The organism is Rhodococcus gannanensis, assembly GCF_042681175.1.
Lineage (GTDB): Bacteria > Actinomycetota > Actinomycetes > Mycobacteriales > Mycobacteriaceae > Rhodococcus_G > Rhodococcus_G gannanensis.
This window is the reverse complement of sequence record NZ_JBHUFB010000002.1, coordinates 44,246-68,330: the sequence shown is the minus strand read 5'-3', so window position 1 is coordinate 68,330 and position 24,085 is coordinate 44,246. Positions and strand designations below refer to the sequence as shown.

Below are 24,085 nucleotides of genomic sequence, written 5' to 3'. Positions count from 1 at the left end.
TGCGGAGGTGCGTGCCGGTGAACGGCATCGGCCCACGTGCCTTGCTGCGCCGTCGCAGAGCAGGAGTTGTCGCGCTGATCTCGATTCCGGCCATGACCCTCCTCCTGGCGCTGGCCGGGGCAGGTGTGCGCTTCTACACGTTCGCCCGGTTCGATCCCCTGCAGAACGTGGACGCCATAGTGGTGCTCGGGGGTGCTCACGACGGCAGGGAGAGGTACGGAATCGACCTGGCGCGCCGCGGCTATGCGAGCGAGGTCGTCTTGTCTGATCCCTACCGGTCGAGCGATGCAACCATGCGCGAACTGTGCTCGACGCAGGTCCCGGGAGTGCGGGTCACCTGCTTCGTTCCCGATCCGCGAACGACGAGAGGTGAGGCCGACGGTGTCCGAGAACTGGTCACCCGCAACGGATGGCACCGGATCATGGTGCTCAGCTGGCGGTATCACCTTCCCCGCGCGCGGTTCATCTTCGAGCGCTGCGTCGACGTCGAGGTCGTGACCCGTCCGGTTCCCCTCGACTACGACTACGGCCTCTTTCGATGGGCCCACCAGTACCTGTACCAGACGGGCGGCTTCGTCAAGGCCGCGTCGGTGGACAGGTGCTGATGGGCACGCCCGTCGGCGCCGTCCGGATACGTTCTCCCGGGGGCGATCACCCGCAGGTGGGCACATCGACCGACACGGCCGGATCGTCGACCAACGGCTGCACCGGAACCCGGGCCTCGCCCGCGGCGACTGGCTCGGTCAGCGAGTAGACGAACTCGGCGGTCTCGCCGCGGGGAATCGGCACCTGGACGGTGAACACCGGATGGCCGAGTTCTCTTCCGGTGAAGTGCAGCGTCGACTTGCCGTTCACGGTCAGCTTCTCGAGTTGGGCACCCTGTGTGGCCACCAGGGACACATCCGCCAGGTTGGTCCCGAACGGTGCGCCTACGGGGTTGTCGAACATCCCCGCAACGTAATTGGTGAACCGGTCCTCCGGAAGATCGTTCGTCAGCCGTACCGTGACCGTCGATTCGCGTGTCACGCCGTCACACGATGCCGCCGTGTACTCGATCTCGCGACGAAGGTGATAGTCCAGCTTGTTGCCACCGAGATTGTTCACGACCACGCCCGCATACGGTGCCGGGTCGTCGGGAACGGTGTGACCCAGTGGAGAGTGCGCAAGCACCGCCTGTTCACCGGGATTCGCACTCCACACTGCCAGTCGTCCCTCGCTGGTCGCCCTTCCCAACGCTTCCAGCAGTGCCTGGGGGCGGCCGATCCTGCCGGTCATCTTCTCCACCACGGCGGAAGCGACGGATTGCAGGTAGTTCTTGCGGGCCGCGTTGTCGTCGGCGAACCGTGTGTACGCAGTGGATTCGGTGAGTTCGACCACGTTCTCGGCCGTGATCCGCTCGCCACCCGGCAGTGTGACAGGTCCGACGACGTCGAGCACGTAGCTCAGCGCCACGGGATCGGTTGCGACGACGCCGTCGACCTGCTCACCGGACTCCTGGAGCCACAACGACCGCCAGATCTGCGCGGCGTACGGGAAGTGGGAACTGACGTTGCTGTTGCGGAAATCGGTGGTCGGCCGGCTCTGTCCGTAGATTCCGTCGAAGTCCGGTCCCAGGTCGATCGGCTGGTAATCGTCCGTCCGGAGTTCGCGATTGCTGGCCAGGTCGTCGACACGGACAGCTCCGTTCTCGGCCCGGACGACACCGAAACCACCGAGAAGGCCACCGGTGCCACGGGCTTCCGCGTTCGTCTGGAATCCGATGAAGTAACTCCGCGGGCCGTCGGCGCCCAGCATCGCCGGTGCCACCTTCGCGGCGGTGGCGGTGTTGCGAAGCAGGCTCGCGAGGTCCGCCGTCTGTGCCTGCAACTGCACGCGGGCATCGTCGACCGGCCCGAGGTACGTGGAGTCGACCTGACGTGAACGGGCGTCCAGTTCGGCGGCGGCAGTGGCGGTCTCGCTCAGGACGGGTTCCGCGTCCCGAAGAGCTGTGAGGTCGAGCCGCCCGCCGTCGTGGATCAATTGGTCGGGTGCGATTGCCGCGCCTGCATCGACAGCAGGTAGGAGCACATTCGTTGTGAGACCGGTCACTATGGATGTGAGCTGCTGGGTTGTGGTGAAGGGGCTTCCCAGAACCGGCAACGATGCAGCTAACTTCCAGGGGAGCGAGGTCGAGGCGTCCAGAGCGTCCTGCGCGTATCTGTCGGCGTCGGTTGCCGATGTCTCGGCGGCTTCCGAATCTCCGTCGATGAGAGAGTCTTTCGACTGGGTTGCGAAGTTCTTCGCCTTCTCCAGATTCGAGTTGACCTGTGCGCCTTCGTATGCAAGCCAACCAGCGAACCCAGCCACCGCGAAACCGGCAGTGCTGCAAGCGATGACGACCGTGCGGCGGCGTCTCCGCTCTGTGGCGATTCGCTCCGGGGACTTGCGTCGTCGCACTCGCCGCGGCTCCGGATTCGGCGAATGTGACTCAGTAGTAGCATCGTTCACGCGTCAATCCACCCCTTGTGATCGTGTCGTCGCGACCATAACCGAGATCTGCTCTTCGGGCTCGTGTCGAGTGGTGGGCGCCAATGTGAATCGCTAGTGTCAATTCATTCGATCGATTGGGATGTAGGAGGCGTCCCTGCGGTCGGTATCACCGGGCTCCACTGCGCGGCCGGGTGAACGAGATGAAGGTCGGGGGTGCAGTCGGGTGTACACACCTGTGTCCGTTGGGCAACGCGGACTTTGGTATGCGCAACAACTGAATCCTCACCTGCCGTTCACCGTTGCCCAGTACGTCGAGCTGCGAGGACCGCTCGACACCGGTCTGGTCGCGGCAGCCTGTGATCGCGCAGCTCGCGAGGTCGAGTCCGGAGTGCTGTTCATCGAATCCGTCGGCGGCGAGCCACATCAGCGCCTCGAACCCGACGTGGACGATGCTCCCGGGTATCTCGATCTCGGCGGGTCGCCGGATCCGGCGGTCGCGGCGATGCGATTCATGGTCGAGGTGTACTCGCGCCCGCTCGATCCACTCCGTGATCGGCTGATCGGCACGACACTCATCCGGCTCGGCGACGATCACCACTACCTGTTCACCCACGTTCACCACCTCGCACTCGACGGCCACGGTGGGATGGTGCTGCTCACCCGGGCCGCGGAGCTGTACACGGCGTGGGCCACCGGCCTCGAACCGCCGCCACTGCGTGCGATGACACTCGCCCGGATCACCGAACACGAACTCGCCTATCAGGGCAGCGCCCGACAGGCCACCGATCGGCAGCACTGGGCGCAGCGGCTGGACCGCCTGCCCGCACCTGTCACGCTGTCCGACGGTGCCGCACCTGCCGCGCCCACGTGCCGGCACGTCAGCGCGACTCTCGGGGTGGACACCGCTGCGGATGTCGCGGAGCTCGCACGGGTTCACAACTCCACCGACGTACCTGTCGTGATCGCGGCCTTCGTGTCGTATCTCGGTCGGTTGACCGGTGCCACGGACATCGGACTCAGCCTCCCGGTCTCCGCGCGGACCACAGCGGCTCTGCGGAGGTCGGCCGGGTCGATGTCGAACGTCGTGCCCCTTCGCGTGCGGGTCGAATCGGGAGTCCGCGTCGCCGACCTCGTTCGCCGCGTCCAGGTCGAGCTGACCGGCGCGTTGCGTCACCAGCGGTACCGCTACGAAGACATGCTTCGTGACCTGCATGCGGTCGGGGACCAGCGAGAGACCCGGAGCGCGTTCGGTCCGGCGGTCAACATGATGATGTTCCAGCCCGAGATCGTCTTCGGGTGTGTCACCGGGGAGTTGCACGTGCTGTCGACAGGCCCCGTCGACGACCTGTCGCTCAACGTGTACCCGGCCGTCGCCGGCCGCAGCCTGAGGGTGGACTTCGAGGCCAACCCCGTGCGCTACGACGACACCGAACTCTCCCGCCACCATCGGTACTTCCTCGACCACCTCGCCGCGTTCGCACGCTCCGCGCACCTCCCGGTCGAGGCGGTGCCGCTCGGCGTGCCCGCCGAGACGGCGACGGTCGCGCCCGCGCGCGGTCCACGGTCCAGCGGCACCGCGATGCTGCCCGACCTGCTCACCCGGCATGCCGACTCGGATCGCGTGGCGGTCCGCGACGGCGACCGGACGCTCACGTACCGCGAGCTCGATGCCCGCTCCAGCGCACTCGCCCGCGAGATCGCCGGCGCCGGTGCCGGCCCCGACGACTGCGTCGCGGTGCTGTTGCCGCGGTCGGTGGCCCTCGTCGTCGCGGTGTGGGCCGTTGCGAAGGCCGGCGCGGCCTACACCCCGGTGGATCCCGCGAGTTCGGAGCAGCGTCTCGCGACGCTGCTACGGCACGCGAAGGTCGCGATCTGCGACGACGACATCCGCCTCCCCGACGGCGTGACGAGGCTGCGGGCCTCGGATGGGGAGGTCCCGGACGAACCGTTCGCCCCCGGCGAGAGAGTGCGCCCACTTCGCCCGGATCACGTCGCGTGGGTCATCCACACCTCGGGGTCGAGCGGCACCCCGAAGGCAGTGGCAGTGACACACCGGGGACTCGCCGGACTCGTCGACTCGCTGCGGACGCACTATCGCGCCGACGAGGACTCACGGGTACTCCTGCTCGCCGCACCGAGTTTCGACGCGTCCATGGAGGAGCTGCTGCTGGCCGCGAATGCCGGTGCCACGCTCGTCGTGGGTCCGGCAGATGCCGTTGCCGGGGCCGATCTCGCGGCACTTCTGCGCGAACAGCGCGTCACCCACCTCGCCGCGACCCCCTCGGTACTGGCGGTGACGGATCCGGTCGACCTGCCCGCGCTCCGCCTCGTCGACGCGGGTGGTGAGGCGTTGCCGCCGGACGTCGCCGGCCGCTGGTCCACCGGGCGAACACTGCTCAACACGTACGGCCCCACCGAGGCCACCGTGTTCGCCACCCTCGGCGGTCCACTGCGGGCCGACGGGGGAGTACCCATCGGCCACCCGGTGCACGGCATGGCGGCCGTCGTCCTCGATGCCAGGCTCCGTCCCCTTCCGATCGGGGCTGTCGGGGAGCTGTATCTCGTCGGGCCTGCTCTCGCGCGTGGATACGTCGGCGACCCGGCACAGACCGCGACCCGGTTCGTCGCGTCCCCGTACGGCCGCGCATACCGAACCGGCGACCTGGTGCGGTGGAGGGAGAACGGACTCGTCTTCGTCGGGCGTTCCGACAGGCAGGTCCAGATCCGAGGCCAGCGAGTCGAACCCGCGGAGGTGGAGGTTGCGCTGACCGGTCTTCGCGCGGTCACCGCTGCCGCTGTCGTCGCCCGTGGGGACCGACTCGACGCCTACGTCGTCGCGAGCGCGGCAGCCGAGGACATTCGGCGGAGTCTCGCCGACCTGCTTCCGGCGTACCTGGTTCCGAGCACCCTCACCGTCCTGGGCGCACTGCCGCTCACCGTGTCCGGAAAGCTCGATCGCCCTGCCCTGCCCGCCCCCGTCGTCGTAGCCGGGACTGGTTCCCGCCCTCTCACGGGCGCGACCGAGACCCTCGTCGGCAGGCTGTTCGCCGAGCTGGTGGCAGACGAGCCGGGTCGCTCCGAACCGGCGGGTCCCGCCACGCTGGGCGCAGACACCAGCTTCTTCACGGTCGGTGGACACTCGCTCGGCGCCGCTCGGCTGGCAGGCCGGTTGGCCGCCGCCACCGGACGTGAGGTGCACCTGCGGGACGTGTTCGACCATCCGACGATCGCGGAACTGGCCGCCTTCGTCGACACCGCTCCGGTCCTGGCGCCATCGCGGGTCGCATCCGATGCCGGAGGGCTCGCGCCACTGGCACCGGCACAGCAGCGGCTGTGGCTGATCTCGCAGTCGGGTGGTGCCGCCTACCACCTGTCGGTGGCGTTGCACTTCGACGGGGATCTGGACCTCCGAGCCCTGCGCGCCGCTCTCGGCGACGTCATCGACCGGCACGAGCCGTTGCGGACGGTGATCTCCGAGCCCGGGCCACACCAGGAGGTGCGGCCGACGGCGCAGGTGCTCCCTGCGCTGCTGCCGGAGCCCACCGATGCCGATGTCGACGACCTGGCGACCCGGGTGGCCGGCTGGACCGCGCTCCCGTTCGATCTCACTACCGACATCCCCCTCCGGGTGCGACTGCTGAATCTCGGTCGCGGCCGGTACGTGCTCGTGGCCGTGGCGCACCACATCGCGGTCGACGGTGCATCTGTCGCCGTCCTCGTCGGGGACCTGGCCGAGGCATACACCGCGCGGCTCGCGGGCCAGGCGCCGGCCTGGTCTCCGCTGCCATTGCGATTCGTCGACCACGCCGCCGGACAACACGCCACACTGGGCGACCCCGCGGATCCGTCGTCGCGCGCAGCGCACGAGATCGCGTACTGGACAAGGCGCTTGAACGGACTGGGAGAGGCCGAGGGAGTCCCGGCCGACCATCCGCGCGGGCCGGTTCCCGGCCCTGCCGTAGCCATCGACCTCCATGTTCCGGCCGAGACCCTCGCGCCGCTGCGACGACTCGCCGCCGAGCACGAGGCCACACCGTTCATGCTGGTGCACACAGCAGTCGCCGTGTGGATGTCCCGGTGGACGGGTGGACGGGATGTCGCCGTCGGCACCGGGACCGCCGGCCGCGACCGCCCCGAGCTCGATCGACTGGTCGGAATGTTCGTGGGCACCGTGACCCTGCGCGTCGACGTCGACCCGGGAGCGTCCTTCTCCGAACTGCTCGCCTCGTCTCGGGCAGCCGTGCTCGACGCTCACACACACGCGGCGGTGCCGTTCGATCAGGTCGTGGAAGCACTCGGCTACTCGCCCTTCCAGGTGATGCTCGCGTTCGACGACGTCGGGACACCGGACGTGGTGCTGCCTGCGGTTACCGTCGGAGTGCAGGAGATGAACTCTCCGACAGCACGATTCGACGTCGAGCTGTCGGTCGGGCAATCGGCTGACGGAACACTGATCGGACGTCTGATCTACGACTCGAGCCGCTTCGAGCACGACACCGTGACGGCGGCGGTCGCCGATCTCCACGACGTGGTGACCGCGCTCGCGTCGGCACCGCACTCTCCTGTCGGGGAGTTGGCCGTGGGCGACCGGCCCGTGGCCGTCGAGCCCAGCGGCCCCGCGGTGACCCTCCCCGATCTGCTCGTCGCCTCCGGGCTCAGGATGGCCGAGCCCGGAGGCGAGGCGCTCGACGCGGTGCAGGCCGCGACACCGCTCGCGTGGCGACTGATCGATCGGGGACTCGGTCCGGAGGACCGCGTGGCGGTGGTCCTGCCCCGGTCGCTGGACTCGGTACGTGCGGTCGTCGCGGTGACGCTGGCGGGGTCCGCCTTCGTCGCCGTCGACCCCGCCCAGCCGGAGTCGCGGATCCGTGCGCTGCTGCGTGGTTCTCAGGTCCGGGCCGCGATCGCCCCTCCCGGCACCGCCCTGCCCGAGGGTGTGGAACGGATCGACCCGACGACGGAGGACTCGGGTCGCGGACCTGTCACCGCGGCGGATCGGGTACGTCCACTGGTCCCCGATCATGCCGCGTACCTCGTCCACACCTCCGGATCCACCGGCATCCCGAAGGCCGTGGTCGTCACGCACCGAGGCCTCGGACCCCTCGCCGGGGACCTGCGCACCCGGATGAGCCTGGACGGATCCGCCCGTGTGCTGCACTGCGCCTCACCGACTTTCGATGCCTCGATGCTCGAATACCTGATGGCGGCCGCCGGCGGGGGAACTCTCGTCGTGGCGCCGGCCGATGTGTACGGCGGGGACGAGCTGCTGGACCTGGTCCGCGAGGAGCGCATCACACATTGGTTCTCGACACCTGCGATTCCCGCGCAGCTCGACCCGTCCGGACTGGACACGCTGCGAGTTCTCGCGGTGGGAGGGGAGGCGTGGTCGGCGGAGACCGCCACACGATGGGCGCCGGGGCGCACCATGCTCAACGTGTACGGTCCCACCGAGACGACCGTTCTCGCCACGGCCGGCTCACCGCTGCGTCCCGGTGAGCCGCTCACGCTGGGAGACGGCCTCGACGGCGTCACCGCGCTCGTGCTGGGGCCACGTCTGGCACCGGCGCCCGTCGGATCGATCGGCGAGCTCTACCTGATGGGGCCGGGGCTGGCCCGTGGATACCTCGACGATCCCGCCCGGACCGCCGGCCGCTTCGTCGCATCCCCCTTCGGGGCCGGACGGATGTATCGCACCGGCGACCTCGTGCGTCGGGTACTGCGGGGAGAGCGAGTGCAGCTCGTGTTCGCGGGCCGGGCCGACGAGCAGGTCAAGGTTCGCGGCTTCAGAATCGAGCCCGGGGAGGTGGACGCGACACTCGCCGTCCATCCCGGTGTGGCGGCCGCGGTGACCGTCATGCACGGGGACGGTCTGGCGTCGTACGTGCACGGGCCCGGCCCCCTGGTTGCGGCCGAACTGCGGGCCTTCCTCGCCGCCCGCCTGCCCCGGCACCTGGTGCCGGCCACCGTCACCGTCCTGGAATCCCTACCGTTGACCCGGACCGGCAAGATCGATCGAACGGCGTTGCCCGAACCCGAGATCGTGTCGGCGGCAACCGGTTTCCGAAGCGCTGCGGAGGAACTGGTCGCCTCGATCGTGTCGGAGGTGCTGTCCCTGCCGTCCGTCGGCGCGACCGACGACTTCTTCGCACTCGGTGGCAACTCGCTGTCCGCGACCCGGCTGGCCGCGAGACTCGGCGCCGCGGCAGGACGTCGCGTCGCGGTTCGGGAGGTGTTCGACCACCCCACGGTCGCCGCTCTCGCGGTGGCCCTCGCCGACCCGGCAGCTGCTCGGCGTCTCCCGCTGCTACCCGCCGGCGGCAACGAACCGGCGCCGCTCGCAGCAGCGCAGCAGCGACTGTGGCTGGTCAACCGCATCGACGTCGCGGACGGAGTTCCCGGTGATCTGATCGCATTCGCGGTCGACCTCGACGGCTCGACCGGTCCGGACGTTCTCGCCGCTGCCGCGTCGGACGTACTCGACAGGCACGCCGTGCTGCGCACGATCCATCCCGACGGTGCCGACGGCCCTCGCCAGCACGTGCGGAACACCGTCGCCCTCGACCTCACTCCACGCCCCGAGCCCGCCGACCTCGACGCCCACCTCGCCGATTTTGCCTCCACCGGCTTCGATCTCACCGTCGAACCCCCGCTGCGAACTCGGCTGTACCGCCGCGGACCCGGGCACACCCTCGCAGTGGTGCTGCATCACATCGCAGTCGACGGACTCTCGCTCGCACCGCTCGGACGCGACCTCGCTGTCGCCCTGGCCGCTCGCCTCGAGGGACACGCACCCGCCTGGCCGCCGCTCGCGGTGAGCTACCGGGACTACACGCTCTGGCAGCGCGAGGTGCTCGGCGACCCGGCTGATCCGCAGAGTCTCGCCGGCCGCCAGCTCGCGTACTGGTCCCGGGTGCTCGCCGATGCATCGCCGGTACTGACGCTGCCCGCCGACCGCCCCGGTGCCGACTCACCCGGGGCCGCGGGCCGGATCACGTTCACCGTGCACGCCGAATTGCACTCCGCGATAGACAAGCTCGCCCGCGAACACGACGCCACACCGTTCATGGTGATGCACGCCGCGCTCGCCCTGATGCTCGCCGGGGTGGCGGCCACCGAGGACGTCATCGTCGGGACGCCCGTGTCGGGACGGGTCGACGAGCTGCTCGACGACGTGGTCGGGATGTTCGTCGGCACCACCGCACTGCGGCTGCCGGTCCGCCCACGTGCCACCTTCGCGCAGCTCCTCGACGCTGCTCGCCACGTCGACCTGGATGCCCTCGCCCACGCGGACGTGCCCTTCGACCTTGTCGTCGACGCACTCGGCCGGTCCGCATCCACCCACCACCCGGTGTTCCAGGTGATGTTCTCGTACGAGGGCTTCGCAGCCCTTCCCTCCGAGATACCGGGCATCAGCGGGGTACGGGAGCTGGGTACCGGCACGGCCCGTCTCGACCTCGATGTCACGGTCCGCGAAACCCGTTCCCAGACAGGTGCACCCACCGGTCTGGACGGCGTCCTGACCTACGACGCCGGCCGGTACGACCACGAGACCGTGGACGAGTGGGCGTCGATGCTGGTACGGGTACTCGACGCCGTCACGGCCGATCCCACCGTCCAGATCGGTCGCATCGATCTGCTCGGTCCGGACGCCGCGGCCGGAACCGGCGTCGAATGGGTGACCGGACCGCCGTCGATCGTGCGAGTCGCCGAGCAGGTGCGTCTGCGACCCGACTCGGTCGCGCTCACGCACGACGACGCCGTCCTGACCTACCGCCAACTGTGGTCGCGGTCCGGTGCGCTCGCCGAGATGCTCGCCGGGCGAGGGATCGGCACCGAGGACCTCGTGGCGGTGGCGCTGCCGCGCTCGGTCGACCTCGTCGTCGCGATCGTCGCCGTCGCCCGCACCGGCGCGGCCTACCTGCCACTCGACGTGTCGCATCCGCCGACCCGGCTGGCGGCGTTGATCGCGGACGCGCGGCCGGCACTGGTTCTCGAGTGTGCCGAGGTGGCGGTCGAGACCGACGTCTGCCGGCTGCGGGTGGACACGCCCGAGTTCGGCGAGCGGCTGCGAGTGGGCGGCAGCTACGACCGAACGACCCATCCCGATGCGATCGGCTACGTCATCCACACGTCCGGTTCCACCGGGGCGCCCAAGGGTGTCGCCGTGCCGAATTCGGCTCTCGCCTCGCTGTTCACGGCGACTGACTCGATGGGCTTCGGGGCGGGAGACGTGTGGCCTCTCGTCCACTCACCCGCCTTCGACGTGTCGGTGTGGGAAATGTGGGGTGCGCTGACGACGGGCGGTCGTCTCGTAGTGGTCGACCACTACACCGTGCGCGACCCCCAGGCCCTGACCGCGCTGGTGGACCGCGAGGGCGTCACCGTCCTCAATCTCACGCCGACCGCCTTCTACCAGTTGGCGTCGGTCGACGCCCGCCTGCCCTCGCTGCGGCTGCTGAACTTCGCCGGCGAGGCATTCGACCCGGAACGTGCACGCGCCTGGTTCACGAGCCATCCTCACGTGGTCGCGACCAACCTGTACGGCATCACCGAGACCACCGTGCACGCCACTCGCGGACCCGCTGCGGCGGCCGGTGTGGGAACGGCCCTGCCCGGCCTCGACATCGCGGTTCTCGACTCGTCCCTGCGTACCGCGCCCACCGGCACCACCGGCGAACTCCATGTGTCGGGCCCGCAACTCGCGCGCGGATACAGTGGCAGACCGGGCCTGACCGCCACCCGGTTCGTCGCCGCTCCCGGCGGCAAACGCCGATACCGCAGCGGCGACCTCGGTCGCCGCGACCGCAGTGGCGTCCTGCACCACCACGGTCGTGCGGACCAGCAGATCGAACTGCGAGGCCACCGGGTCGAACCCGGTGAGGTCGAGGCCGCACTGCTCCGGTGTCCCGGCGTCACCCAGGCCGCAGTCGTCCTACGTGGCGACCGGCTCGTGGGCTATCTCGTCGGCGGCGAACCAGCCTGCGCACTGAGCACCCTGAGGTCCGCGCTCCCGGACCACATGGTGCCGTCCGCGCTGGTACCGCTGGAAGCGTTGCCCCGCACGGTGAACGGAAAGCTCGACCGCGCGGCATTGCCGGATCCCGCCCCCCACCACGGGCACGGAACCGCTCCGCACAGCGCGCTCGAGGAACTCGTCGCCGAGGTCTTCCGGGAACTCGTCGGGGGTGCCGTGTTCGCCGCCTCCGACGACTTCTTCGCCGTCGGGGGAAATTCACTGCTCGCCACCCGGCTCGCCGGCCGGCTCGCCGCGATCGCCGACGTGGACGTGACCGTCCGCGATGTCTTCGAGGCGCCGACCGTGGCCGCGCTGGCTGCGGTGCTGGGCGCCCGTTCCGGACGCGAACGCCTCCGTCGCCCACTGGACGTCGCGCCGGAAGGTGCCGCGACACCGCTCGCGCCTGCACAACAGAGGCTGTGGTTCCTCTCGCGCCTCGATCCCGATGCCACCGGCTACATCCTGCCGTTCACCGCCGTCCTCGACGGCGAGCTGGACGTTGCGGCCCTCGGCGCCGCGATCGCCGATGTGCAGCGACGGCATCGCACGCTGCGCACCGTCCACCCCGACATCGAGACACAGGTCGTGCTTTCCCCACACGCATCCGGCGTCGACCCGGTCGACGTGCAGTCCTCGGACATCGACACGGTCGTCCGCGACTTCGTGTCCGTGCCGTTCGACCTCACGACCGACCTGCCCCTGCGGGTGCGGCTGTTCCGGACAGCTCCACGCCGTCACGTTCTCGCGGTCGTCATCCATCACATCGCAGCCGACGGCTGGTCCCTCGACGTGCTCCTCCGCGATCTCGCTTCCGCGTACACCGCGCGACTCTCCGGTGACGAGCCGCGCTGGACGCCACTGCCGGTGCACTACACGGATTACGCACGCCACCAGCAGTTCACCGCGGACGACGTCCTCGAGGACTGGCTCGCAGAACTCGCGGACCTGCCTGCCGAGGTCACCCTTCCCGGCGACCGGCCCAGGCCGACCCGGCCGAGTGGGCACGGCGCGACGCACCGGCTGACGCTGGACCCGCCGCTGTCGGAGGGAATCACGCGGCTCGCTCGCGACGGGCGGGCGACGGTATTCATGGTCCTGCACACCGCGCTGGCGGTTCTGCTCACCCGACACGGCGCAGGACGCGACATCGCCATCGGTACGGCCGTGGCGGGACGCGACGACCCGCGGCTCGACGATCTCGTCGGGATGTTCGCAGGCACCCTCGTGCTGCGCACCCCCGTCGACGCCGACAGCGCTTTCACGGACCTGCTGTCCGAGGTCCGGCGACGTGACGTCGCCGCGTTCACCCGCCCCGACGCGCCGTTCGAGACACTCGTCGAACGGCTCGCGCCGCCGCGCCGGTCCGGCCGACACCCCCTCTTCCAGGTGGCGCTGTCGTTGCGCGGACCCGCTGCCGAGACCGTCCGGCTACCGGGGCTCGAGGTGCAGGTTCTGCCGTTGGAGTCCGAGTACAGCAATTTCGACCTGCAGCTGACGGTCACCGAGCGGGGCGCCGACATCGAGGTCGAATTCGCCTACGCCACCGACCTGTACGACGCGGAAACGGTCGCCGCATTCGCGGATCGGTTCGACCGAATCCTCCGATCCGCGGTCGCCGATCCGTCGGTCCGGGTCGGCGACATGGAGCTCGCCACCGACGGGCGGGTGAGCGGGCCGGTGCCGGCACCGGCCCGAAGCCTGTGGTCCCTGCTCGCCGCCGGTGCGGGTCGGGGCGGTGACGGCGTTGCGGTGAGCGGCGACGAGGACGTCACCTATGCAGAGCTGTTGACGACCGCCGAGACGCTCGCCGCCTGCCTGATCGCACGCGGTGTGCGACCAGGCGACGCGGTCGCCTGCGCGATCCCGCGGTCGCACCTGTCGGTGGTCGCGGTCTGGGCCATGGTGCGTGCGGGCGCTGCTCCGATGTTCGTCGATCCGGAACAGCCCGGCGCACGCGTCGAGTCGATGCTCGCGGGCACCGTCGTCGGCATCACGACGTCTGCGTACGCCGCGACGCTGCCCGCCTCGGTTGCCTGGATCGACGTGAGCCGTCCCGGGAACGAGCCGGCGTGCCCCGCCTGCCCATCCGCGGCCGATCCGGCCCCGGACGAGGCCGCCTACTTCGTGTTCACGTCGGGTACCACCGGGAATCCCAAGGCCGTCGCCGTCACACATCGTGGGGTCTCCGCACTCGTCGACGACCTCTCGGAACGATTCGGCACCGTCCCGGGCGACCGCATGTTGCACGTCGCCTCGCCCACCTTCGACGCCGCGATGCTCGAGATCCTCGTTGCGGGAACCACCGGAGCGACGCTGGTCGTCGCCCCGCTCGACACATTCGGCGGTGCGCCACTCGGCGAACTGATCGCCGAACGGGGTGTCACGCACGCCTGCCTGACACCTTCTGCCCTCGCGTCCCTCCCGGCCCGCGATCTCCCGAGCCTGCGCGTGCTCATGCTCGGTGGTGAATCGGTGCCGCCCGATCTCGTCGACCGATGGGGGAGCGGCCGGCGCCTGTACAACGGGTACGGACCCGCTGAGGGCACCGTCTTCGTCACCTGCTCACCTGCCCTGACACCCGGCGACGTTCCGGTGATCGGCACCCCGGTGCGCGGTGTCACCGCCGAGATCCTCGACGAGCGGCTACACCCGGTGCCCGTCGGTGTCGCCGGTGAGTTGTACGTGTCGGGAGATCGGGTCGCCGGCGGGTACCGCCGCGATTCGGCACGCACCGCGTCACGGTTCGTCGCCGCCGGTGCCGGTCGTCGCCGCTACCGCACCGGCGACGTGGTGCGGGTCCGACGCGACGGAGCCCTCGAGTACCTCGGCCGCACGGACGCGCAGGTGAAGCTGCGCGGAGTGCGGATCGAGCCCGGCGAGGTCGACACCGCACTGCGTGCCCTGCCCGCCGTACGGCGCGCAGCCACCGTCGCGCGCCGCGGCGCGCTCGTCTCCTACGTGGAGCCCGCCGAGACGTCCGCAGTCGATCCCGACAGGGTCCGGGAACGCCTACGCGAGGTCCTTCCCACCCATCTCGTACCGGTCGCGGTCGTGGTGGTGGACACGATGCCACTGACCGCACACGGCAAGCTCGACCCCGGCCGGCTGCCCGACCCGCCGGGTGCCGACTGGACGGCACCGGTGTCGGCCACGGAGGAACTGGTCGCGTCCACGTTCGCCGACGTCCTCGGAACCACCTCGCAGGCAGGACGATTCGACGACTTCTTCGCGGTCGGCGGAAACTCGCTGCTCGTCACCGAACTGATCGGCAGGCTGCGCGAAGCGACCGGTCTCGCGGTGCCGCTTCGACTGGTCTTCGAACACCCGACGGTGGAGGCCCTCGCCGCCGCCGTCGACGCCGGTACATTCGAGCGCGTTGCCGGCCCGGCTGCCGTGCATCCCAGGCCCGATCGCATTCCGCTCAGCCGCGCGCAGCACCGCCTCTGGGTGTCCGGCAGCCTCGACCCTTCCGCCTATCGCCTGCAGGTGGAGGTGACCTTCACCGGGCCGGTCGACGAGGGCGCACTCGACGCAGCCGTGACAGACGTGATCGAGCGCCACGAAATCCTCCGCAGCAGTGTCGAAGTGGACGAACACGGACCCCACCTGGTGGTGCACGATCGGGCCGCTGTGGACGTCCGGGCCTCCGAGACCACACCGCTGCGACACGGCCGCGTCCTGACCGTCGACCACACCGCAGCCGACGGAGCCTCGCTGGCTCCGCTGCTGCGCGATCTCGCCACCGCCTACACCGCCCGCTCCGTCGGTTCCGAGCCGCACTGGGCCGCGTTGCCCCTCCAGTACGCCGACTACGCCCTCTGGGAGCGCGACCGCGACATCGACCACGGCGAACAGGAGCGGGTGGAGCGTTCCCTGGACGAACTCGACCCGGTCGCGCTGCCCACCGAGGACACCGGCGTCGAGCCGGGCACTCGCACAGTGAACTTCGAGATTCCCGCCGAGACACGCGCGCGGATCGCACAACTCGGGCGTGCGCACGGAGCGACCGAGTTCATGGTCGTCCACGCCGCGCTGTCGGTGCTCCTCTCCCGTCTCGGCGCCGGAACCGATGTCACGATCGCCGCGGTCGTCTCCACCCGTCGCTGGGCTGTGCTCGCGGATGTCGTCGGACCCTTCCTGCAGACGCTGCCACTACGCGCCCACGTCTCACCCGATCTGTCGTTCGGTCGGGTGCTCGACCACGTGCGGGACGTCGACGTCGCTGCCTTCGACAACGCAACGGCGCCGCTCGACCCCCTGGCCGTGGGCGCGGTACCCCAGGTCGCGCTCGCAATACAGGACTTCGCGCCCGGGCCGGTGCGCATCGGTGACGTCGAGGTCGAGGCCCGCGAGATCGTCCCCGACAGCGCACCGAAGTTCGACCTCCACATCGCGCTCACCCCGACCCCCGACGGATACACCGGTGCTCTCGTGTACGACGCCTCCCGCTTCGGCGCAGCGACGGTCCGGCGTCTCGCCGACCGATTCGTTGCGGTCGTCCGCGCGGTCGTCTCCGCGCCGCAAGCCGAGGTCGGCGACATCGCCGTGGACACCGCCGCGCCCGCCCTCGTCGGCTCTCGTCCCGGTGCGCCCGCCACGCTGCCGGAGCTGCTGCGCACCGCCGCCGCCGCGCACCCCGATCGGGAGGCGCTGCGGGAGGGCGACCGCACGCTCACCTACCGGGAACTCGACACCCGAACCGACGCTCTCGCAGAGGAACTCCGGACCTCGGGTGCCGCTCCCGGTGTGGTGATTCCGATCGATCTCCCCCGCGGACTCGACCACGTCTGCATGCTGTGGGCGGTCACCAAGACCGGGGCGGCGTTCACCAGCGCCCGGGACGCCGCCCGCGAGGTACCCGAGCACGTCGCGTACATCGTGGCGACCTCCGGTTCCACGGGCACGCCGAAACTCGTCGCCGTCACCCACCGGGGGCTCGGTCCGCTCGCCGCGGAGGGTGCCGTCAGGTACCGCGTCGGTCCCGGCGACCGCGTTCTCCACGGCTACGACCCGGCTTTCGATGCCGCGCTTCTCGAGATCCTGCTTGCGCACACGACCGGTGCCACGCTGGTCGTCGCGCCGGCAGCGGTCTACGCGGGTGAAGAACTGCAGGCACTGCTGCAGCGGGAACGTGTCACCCACTACCTCTCGACTCCCGCCGTGCTGGGCACCCTCGACCCGGCGACGCTTCCGGATCTGCGGGTGGTCGCCTCGGGTGGGGAGACCCTCCCGGCAGCCCTCGCCGCCCGGTGGACCGCCCGCGGCCGCCGGATGCTCGACGCGTACGGCCCGACGGAAGCCACGATCGTTGCCACCCTGACCGACGTCGACGGTCGCGGAGGGATCGGCAGGCCGATTCCGGGGACCGGCGCGGAGGTCCTGGACTCCCGACTGAGTCCCGTCCCGGTGGACGCGGTCGGTGAGCTGTACCTCTCGGGTACCTCGCTCGCGGCAGGCTACCTGGGAGAGCCCGGCATGACTGCCGCACGATTCGTCGCGGCGGCAGGCGGCGGGAGACGTTACCGCACCGGTGATCTCGTGCACCGCCGTACCGACGACACACTCGCGTACCGGGGACGCACCGACCGGCAGGTCAAGGTCCGCGGCGTGCGCGTCGAACCCGGGGAGATCGAGGCAGCACTGCTCCGCGATCCCGCCGTACGAGCAGCGGTCGCGATGCTGTCCCGGGATGCACTGGTGGCGTTCGTCGCCGCCGATGCGCTCGACCCCGTCGCCGCGCGCGCGGGCCTCGCGGATGTCGTACCCCCGCACCGGATGCCGACCCGAGTGCGAGTGGTCCCGCAGCTCCCGACCACGCGGAACGGCAAGGTCGACACGGCGGCGTTGCGGGCCCTCGACGCCGCCGCGCTGCGGGCCTCCGACATCGCGGTGCCGAGCGTGGCCGATCGTCCGGTGACCAGCGCCGAGCGTCGCGTCCTCGCCGTTGCCGAGAGTGTGATCGGGATACTGCCGCATCCGGACTCCAGCTTCTACGCCGCGGGCGGTGACTCACTGTCCGCCGTGACGGTCGCGGCCCGACTGGCCGGCGAGTTCGGCGTGGCGGTCCCCGCCCGCTCGATCCTGCGGGCGCCCACTCTCGCGGCACTGGCCGTCGAGCTCACCTCGGGTGCACCGGCTCCGTCGATCCCGTTGCGGCGCTTCGAGGACGAACTCCCGGTTCCGCTCGCCCCCGCCCAGGAGCGACTGTGGGTGCTGGCCCGCGGCGGGACGGACGACGGAGCGTATGCCGTCCCGGTGGCCCTGCATCTGACCGGTGATCTGGACACCCAGGCCCTGGCAGCGGCGGTCGCGGACGTCGTCGACCGGCACGAGGTGCTGCGCACCGCCTACCCGAATGGTCGTGCGACGCCCGTGGACCCTCCGCACCTGGTGCAGCTGCCGTCATCGGATCCTGGCGCCGTGGTCGCGGATCTGCTCGCCGGTCGCTTCGATCTCACCATCGAGCCGCCACTGCGCATTCGGCTGATCGCCGTCGGCGACCACGAGTGGGTCCTCGCCGGCGCGTTACACCACAGCGCGTTCGACGGCGCCTCCCTCGATCCTCTGCTCGGCGATCTTCGCGCCGCGTATACCGCGCGCTCGGCGGGAACCACCCCACGCTGGCAGCCGCTCCCGGTGCGGTACCGGGACTTCGCGCACTGGCAGCACGCACTGCTCGGCGATCCCACCGACGCCGGATCGCTGGCGGCCCGTCAACTCGACCACTGGGCCGACGTTCTCGCCGGGCTGCCGGAGTCACCGCTGCCACTGCCGGCGGACCGCATCAGGCCCAACCGTCCGAGTGGTCGGGGCGGAGCGGTCACCGCCCATCTCGACGCGACCCTCCACCGTCGGGCGATGGAATTCGCGCAGAAGCACGATGTCAGCCTGTTCATGGTGCTGCATGCGGCCCTTGCGGTGATGCTCGCCCGTCGCAGCGGACGGGCGGACGTCGCGGTGGGCACCGTCGTCTCGGGACGAGACGATCCGCGGCTGCGGATGCTGGTGGGCATGTTCGTCGGCACCCTCACCTTGCGCACGCGAATCGACGCAGCCGAACCGTTCGCCGGACTGCTTCGCCGGGTCCGTACCGTCGACCTCGACGCGATCGCGCACGCCGACGTTCCCTTCGACCGAGTGGTCGAACGGCTTGCGCCGGTACGTGGCGGGCACCATCCGCTGTTCCAGATCCTGCTCGCGCACCGACTGGTCGACGCAGGGGGCGAACGGCTTCCGTCGTTCCCGGGTCTCACGGTGCGCGAGTACGACGCCGGTGAACCTGCCGCGCAGTTCGATCTCGCCTTCGACGTGGCCGAGCGTGGTGACATCGGCGGCGTGGACGTGCGCGTGGTGTACGCGGCCGACCTGTTCGACCGGGACACCGGTGCCGCCATGCTCGCCGAGTACATCGCCGTCCTGGTCGACGCGGTCGAACATCCCGATCGGGAGGTCGGCGATCTGGCGGTGGTCGCGCCGGCTCCCGTGGCAACCCCGGCGGTGGCCGCCCGCACGCTCCCACGGATCCTCGCCGACACCGTCCGCGCCCATCCCGGAGCCATCGCGATCCGGTCCGGAACCCTCGCCTGGACGTATGCGGGACTGGACGCCCGTGCGTCGGCGCTCGCCGGAGAGCTGTACGCACGCGGCGTCGGGCGCGGCGACGTTGTCGCGATCGCCCTCCCTCGGGGGCCGCACTGGCCGCTGGCAGTGTGGGCGATCACACGGATCGGGGCCGCCTGGATGTCGATCGACCCGGCGCACCCGCCGTCCCGGATCGCGTCGATGCTGCAGGACGCGGACGTACACGTCGGTCTCGCCGAGCCCGGCGTCGAGTTCGAGGCCCCTGGCGTCGAGTGGCTCGATGCGACCGCGGACCGGGAGGCACGGGAGATTCCCCTCACCGACGCGGATCTGGACGACGTCGCCTACCTCGTACACACCTCGGGCAGCACGGGAATCCCGAAGGCTGTCGCCGTGCCTCACCGCGGTCTCACCGCGCTGGTGGACATCCAGCGACGCGTCCTCGGTCACGGTCCCGGCCGGCGGATCCTCGCGGTGTCGGCGTACACGTTCGATGCGGCCGTGTTCGACCTGCTCGCCGCACATGCACACGGGGCAACGATGGTGATCGCACCTCCCGACGTGTACGCGGGCCGGCCGTTGCAGGACATGATCGTCGACGAGGGGATCACGCACCTCGGGGTGACGCCGACCGTCCTCGGAACGCTCGATCCGGATGCGCTGCCGATGCCGGTCACCGTGGTGTCCGCGGGGGAGTTGCTCCCGGCACCGTTGGCCACCCGGTGGCACCGGCACCGACTGTTCAACGGCTACGGGCCGAGCGAGAGCACGGTGGCGGTCTCGATGGGCGGGCCGAATCCCACGGGAACCCGACCCGTCGTCGGTGCTCCGGTCGCGGGTACCACCGGCCACGTCCTCGATGGGCGCCTGCACCCCGTTCCCGTCGGGGTGATCGGCGAACTGTACGTCACCGGGGCCGGTCTTGCCCGCGGATACCACCAGCAGAGTGGGCTCACCGCAACGCGATTCGTCGCCGATCCGTACGGAGCGCACGGGGGTCGCCTGTATCGCACCGGCGATCTCGCCCGCATCACGCAGAGCGGCGAGCTCGACGTCGTCGGCCGGATGGACAACCAGATCCAGCTCCGCGGCATCAGAGTCGAGCCGTCGGAGGTGGACGCCGTCCTGGTCGGACACCATGGCGTCGACGCGGCGGTGACCGTCGCCGTCACCGGTCCGGCGGGGGATCGGACACTCGTCTCCTATGCCGGCGGGACCGCCGGAGTCGCCGAGCTCCGGGCGTTGGCTGCGGCGCGCCTGCCGCGTGGAGTCCGCCCGACGGCGATCGCCGTGCTGCCCACGCTTCCGTTGCTGCCGTCCGGCAAGGTCGACCGAAGTGCCCTGCCCGCACCGGTGTTCGGGCGACACGAGGACGAGTACGTCGCGCCCCGCGGTTCGACAGCGGAGACGATCGCAGCGATCATCGCCGGACACCTCGCCGTCGATGCCGTGTCGGCCGATCTGAACTACTTCGATCTCGGGGGCACATCGCTCGGCGCCCTCGACGTCGTTGCCGACCTGCGTACGGAGTTCGGGAACGACCTGCCACTCGAGTGGCTGATGACCTCACCGACACTCCAGGCATTCGCGGACCGTGTCGACGGCAGGAGCGACGACGGCGGCGTGGGTGGCCACGACGGCGACCCGCTCGGAACCCTGGTCCCGCTCGGTGGCCGACCGGACGCAGCGCCGCTGTTCTGCGTGCACCCGATCAGTGGAATGTCGTGGTGTTACGCGGGTCTGGCGACTCACCTACCGGACGCCGCTGTCCACGGAGTGCAGGCGACGGCACTGCAGCCGCTGCCCGGCACCCTGACCGGATTCGCGAGGCGATACGTGGAGCGGCTGCGCAGTGTCCAACCCGAGGGGCCCTACCGATTGTTGGGCTGGTCGGTCGGGGGTGTCGTCGCGCACGAGATGGCGGTGCAACTGCAGGAGGCGGGTCACGAGGTGAGCGTGTTGATCCTGCTCGACAGCTACTCGGCGGACATGCTGCCCGAACGGGCTCCGCACACGGCCGTGCCCTACGTCGAACTGGACGTACCCGGACTGACCGACTCAGTCGTGGACGACATCCGGTCCCGTGCGATGGCTGCCGGCGAGGCGATCGAGTCCGCCGCAGTCGCGCACCGCCCGCGTCGCTTCAGCGGTGACGCGCTGGTGATTCGCGCAGGTGTCGACGACCACGGCACCCGGCCGGACTGGGACCGGTACATCGACGGTGCGGTCGCGGAACACAGTGTCCCGCACGCACACGCCGACCTGACCACTCCGGCCGCGCTGACCGCGGTCGGCCCGATCGTCGCCGAGTACCTGGCGGCCCGAGGATGTTCCACGCCCGGACGGGCACCGAACAGTGTTACAGCAACGAGGGAGACAGCCTGATGGAAGTACGCGACTATCTACGAGTCCTGCAGACACGATGGAAGATCGTCGCCGTCACCACGGTGGTGGCAGTGCTGGGCGCACTCGTGGCCTCGCTGATCTCCACACCGATCTACCAGGCGAGCACGAGATTGTTCGTGTCGACCGCGTCCGGGTCGTCCGTGAACGAGATCTATCAGGGAAACCTCTTCTCCCAGCAGCGCGTGGCGTCGTACACCAAGCTGCTCACCGGAACGAGTCTGGCGCAGCGTACCGTCGATCGACTGGGCACCGATCTGACCGCAACACAGCTCGCTGCGAAGGTGACGGCGTCGTCCGCGCCGGACACGGTCCTCGTCGACGTGAAGGTGTCGGACCCCTCACCTGAGCGCGCCCGAGACCTGGCGAACGCACTGTCCGACGAGTTCGTGGTGATGGCACGAGAACTCGAGACACCCGAGAACGGCGGCGAACCCACCGCCCGCGTGGTCGTCGAGCAGCATGCAGACACACCGGCGACCCCCGTCAGCCCGAAGACCAAACGAAATGTGGCGCTGGGTCTCGCACTGGGGCTGCTGGTCGGGATCGCACTCGCGGTCTTGCGTGATCGTCTCGACAACACCGTCAAGGATCGCAGCGTCGTCGAGGAGATCGTCGGAGCGGGGCTCGTCGGAACCATTCCGCTGGAGAAGGACCGGCAGAACGAACCCGCGATCACCTTCCACACCGCGAACTCGGGCGGCGCAGAGGCGTATCGGGAGCTTCGCACCAACCTGCAGTTCCTCGACGTGGACCATCCGCCTCGAGTGATCGTCGTGACGTCGGCCCTTCCGGGGGAGGGCAAGACCACCACGGCCATCAACATCGCGCTCGTCCTTGCCGAGTCGGGTAAGAAGGTCGCACTGGTCGAGGGTGATCTACGCCGACCGCGCGTGTCCAAGTACCTCGGAACACTCGGCGACGTCGGGCTGAGCACCGTTCTCTCCGGGCAGGCTTCGCTCGACGACGTCCTGCAACCCAGCCGGTACGAGAACCTGTCGGTGCTCGGATCCGGTGCATTGCCTCCCAATCCGAGCGAACTCCTCGGCTCCGACGCGGCAAGGCAGGTGGTCGACGACATGCGTGCGCGGTTCGACTACGTCATCATCGACGCCTCGCCGTTGCTGCCCGTCACCGATGCGGTGGTCCTGACCCTGGCCGCCGACGGTGCCCTGATGATCGCCCGGCACGGCAAGACCACCCGAGATCAGCTGTCCCAAGCGGTGACGAATCTGCACAATGCCGGCGGTGCAGTGCTCGGCAGCATCATCACGATGACGCCGTCCGGTGGGCGCGGGTCCTACTCCTACCGCTACTACTACGACGCGAGCCCGGGCACGCCGGGGCAACGACCCGCTCCCGCCGGGTCCACGTCCCCCGCGGAGTCCGCTGCGCCCTCGCGCCCCGTGGGCGGCACGGCAGCACATCGCTCCCGTGAGGCGGAACCCGCGGTACCCGTGGCGTACGCGACGTCGGCGAAGGAGCCTCATTCCGCGGGGTCGAACGGGCACGGCGGTACGCCGCCGTCACTGGGGCGTTCAGCCCCGGACGCGCCGTAGCACCGGCACCAGGAGATCCGCGATCTCGGAAGCCACCCGCGCGAACGTCTCGTCGTCCCGGCCGATCGGATCGTCGATGTCCTCCGGTCCGGCCGGGACCGGAACGTCATGCCGAGCACGGGCATCCGCGAGTTCGGCAACGGTCGAGGCGCCCGATGCCTGCTGCAGTCGGGCGGCCTCGCGGAGGGTGAACGTGGTCCGCAACATCCGCGGAGCCATCGTGAGTACGGCGCTCCGGTGCTGTTCCGTCATCGTGAGGACGAGGTCGGCGTCCTGTGCGATCGCTGGGGTGAGGCGGCGTGCCCGGAATCCGTCGGGGTCACCTCCCAGCCGTCGGAGCACCTGGGCGGCAGTCGGTTCCACGCCGTGATCGACGAGTGCGCGCGTTCCCGCACTGTGTGCAGACAGGTCGCCAGCCCCCGATTCCCTGGCGTACGCCGCTGTCAACAGCTCGGCAGTGGGGGAACGGCAGATGTTTCCGGTGCATACGAAGAGAACGCGCATGAGTCGATCGTAGGTGTGCACGGACCCCGTGTGTGGTTCCGAGACCGTGAAGTTCGACCGGGCGACGACGTCCGACAGGACCGCGCGTTTCGGACCACGGGCCGTCGGTGACCGCCTACGATGTCGCCGCGGCGGTGTCGTTCGGTGCATTCGTCGAGAGCTGAGGAGTGCCGCGCCGCCGCTGTCATCCGAGGGGGTTCACATGTCTTCACGTTCGGGGCGTCGCCTGCTGGCGTCCGTCGCTGTCGCCGCTGTGATGGCAGTGGGGATCGGTGCCGGCGCTGGTGCAGCAGCGGCGCAGGCCACCGACTATTCGTCATCTTCGTCCGCCGCCGAGTCGGGCTCGTCATCGAGTGAGTCCGTGGCAGTTGCCATCCGGCTCGCGATGTGGCCGATGAATGCGGTGGCGCTCTTTGCAGGCTGGATCGCCATCGGGAACAGCTCGGCCGACTACCCGCCCTGTCTGTGGTTCAGTCCGAGCTGCTATCCGTCCGGCGGACAACAGTAGCCAACACCAACGGCGCCTTCGGAGCGAACTCCGATGGCGCCGTTC

General features: G+C 70.0%; 6 protein-coding genes. 4 read left to right on the top strand and 2 right to left on the bottom strand.

Going from position 1 to position 24,085, the window contains the following annotated elements:
- Window positions 1-92 precede the first annotated feature (92 nt).
- Entirely contained in the window at window positions 93-605 is a 513-nt protein-coding gene (locus tag ACFSJG_RS01375) for a YdcF family protein (protein ID WP_378483409.1), read from the top strand.
- A gap of 46 nt (window positions 606-651) precedes the next feature.
- Here the strand turns inward: ACFSJG_RS01375 and ACFSJG_RS01370 are convergent, their stop codons facing one another.
- A complete protein-coding gene (locus ACFSJG_RS01370) occupies window positions 652-2,436 on the bottom strand; it encodes a DUF4012 domain-containing protein (RefSeq protein ID WP_378483408.1) in 1,785 nt (594 codons plus the stop codon).
- 256 nt (window positions 2,437-2,692) lie between these two features.
- Between ACFSJG_RS01370 and ACFSJG_RS01365 the strand changes: the two genes are divergently transcribed.
- On the top strand, window positions 2,693-21,451 hold the full coding sequence (locus ACFSJG_RS01365; RefSeq protein WP_378483407.1) for a non-ribosomal peptide synthetase: 18,759 nt from the start codon (window positions 2,693-2,695) through the stop codon (window positions 21,449-21,451).
- The gene (locus tag ACFSJG_RS01360; RefSeq protein WP_378483406.1) at window positions 21,451-23,028 is read left to right on the top strand and encodes a tyrosine-protein kinase domain-containing protein; all 1,578 of its coding nucleotides are present in this window, start codon (window positions 21,451-21,453) and stop codon (window positions 23,026-23,028) included. Before ACFSJG_RS01365 ends, ACFSJG_RS01360 begins: the two co-directional genes overlap by 1 nt.
- Here ACFSJG_RS01360 and ACFSJG_RS01355 read toward each other — a convergent pair.
- Window positions 23,008-23,532 carry an arsenate reductase/protein-tyrosine-phosphatase family protein gene (locus tag ACFSJG_RS01355; protein ID WP_378483405.1) on the bottom strand — a complete coding sequence of 175 codons (525 nt, stop codon included), beginning with the start codon at window positions 23,530-23,532 and terminating at the stop codon, window positions 23,008-23,010. The genes ACFSJG_RS01360 and ACFSJG_RS01355 overlap by 21 nt on opposite strands.
- A gap of 202 nt (window positions 23,533-23,734) precedes the next feature.
- Between ACFSJG_RS01355 and ACFSJG_RS01350 the strand changes: the two genes are divergently transcribed.
- A complete protein-coding gene (locus tag ACFSJG_RS01350) occupies window positions 23,735-24,040 on the top strand; it encodes a hypothetical protein (protein WP_378483404.1) in 306 nt (101 codons plus the stop codon).
- Window positions 24,041-24,085: the final 45 nt, after the last annotated feature.

What these genes read in the sequence shown, in the direction of transcription:
- ACFSJG_RS01355 (WP_378483405.1), bottom strand. Translation starts at nt 23,532, where the DNA reads ATGCGCGTTCTCTTCGTATGCACCGGAAACATCTGCCGTTCCCCCACT.
- ACFSJG_RS01350 (WP_378483404.1), top strand. Translation starts at nt 23,735, where the DNA reads ATGTCTTCACGTTCGGGGCGTCGCCTGCTGGCGTCCGTCGCTGTCGCC.
- ACFSJG_RS01360 (WP_378483406.1), top strand. Translation starts at nt 21,451, where the DNA reads ATGGAAGTACGCGACTATCTACGAGTCCTGCAGACACGATGGAAGATC.
- ACFSJG_RS01375 (WP_378483409.1), top strand. Translation starts at nt 93, where the DNA reads ATGACCCTCCTCCTGGCGCTGGCCGGGGCAGGTGTGCGCTTCTACACG.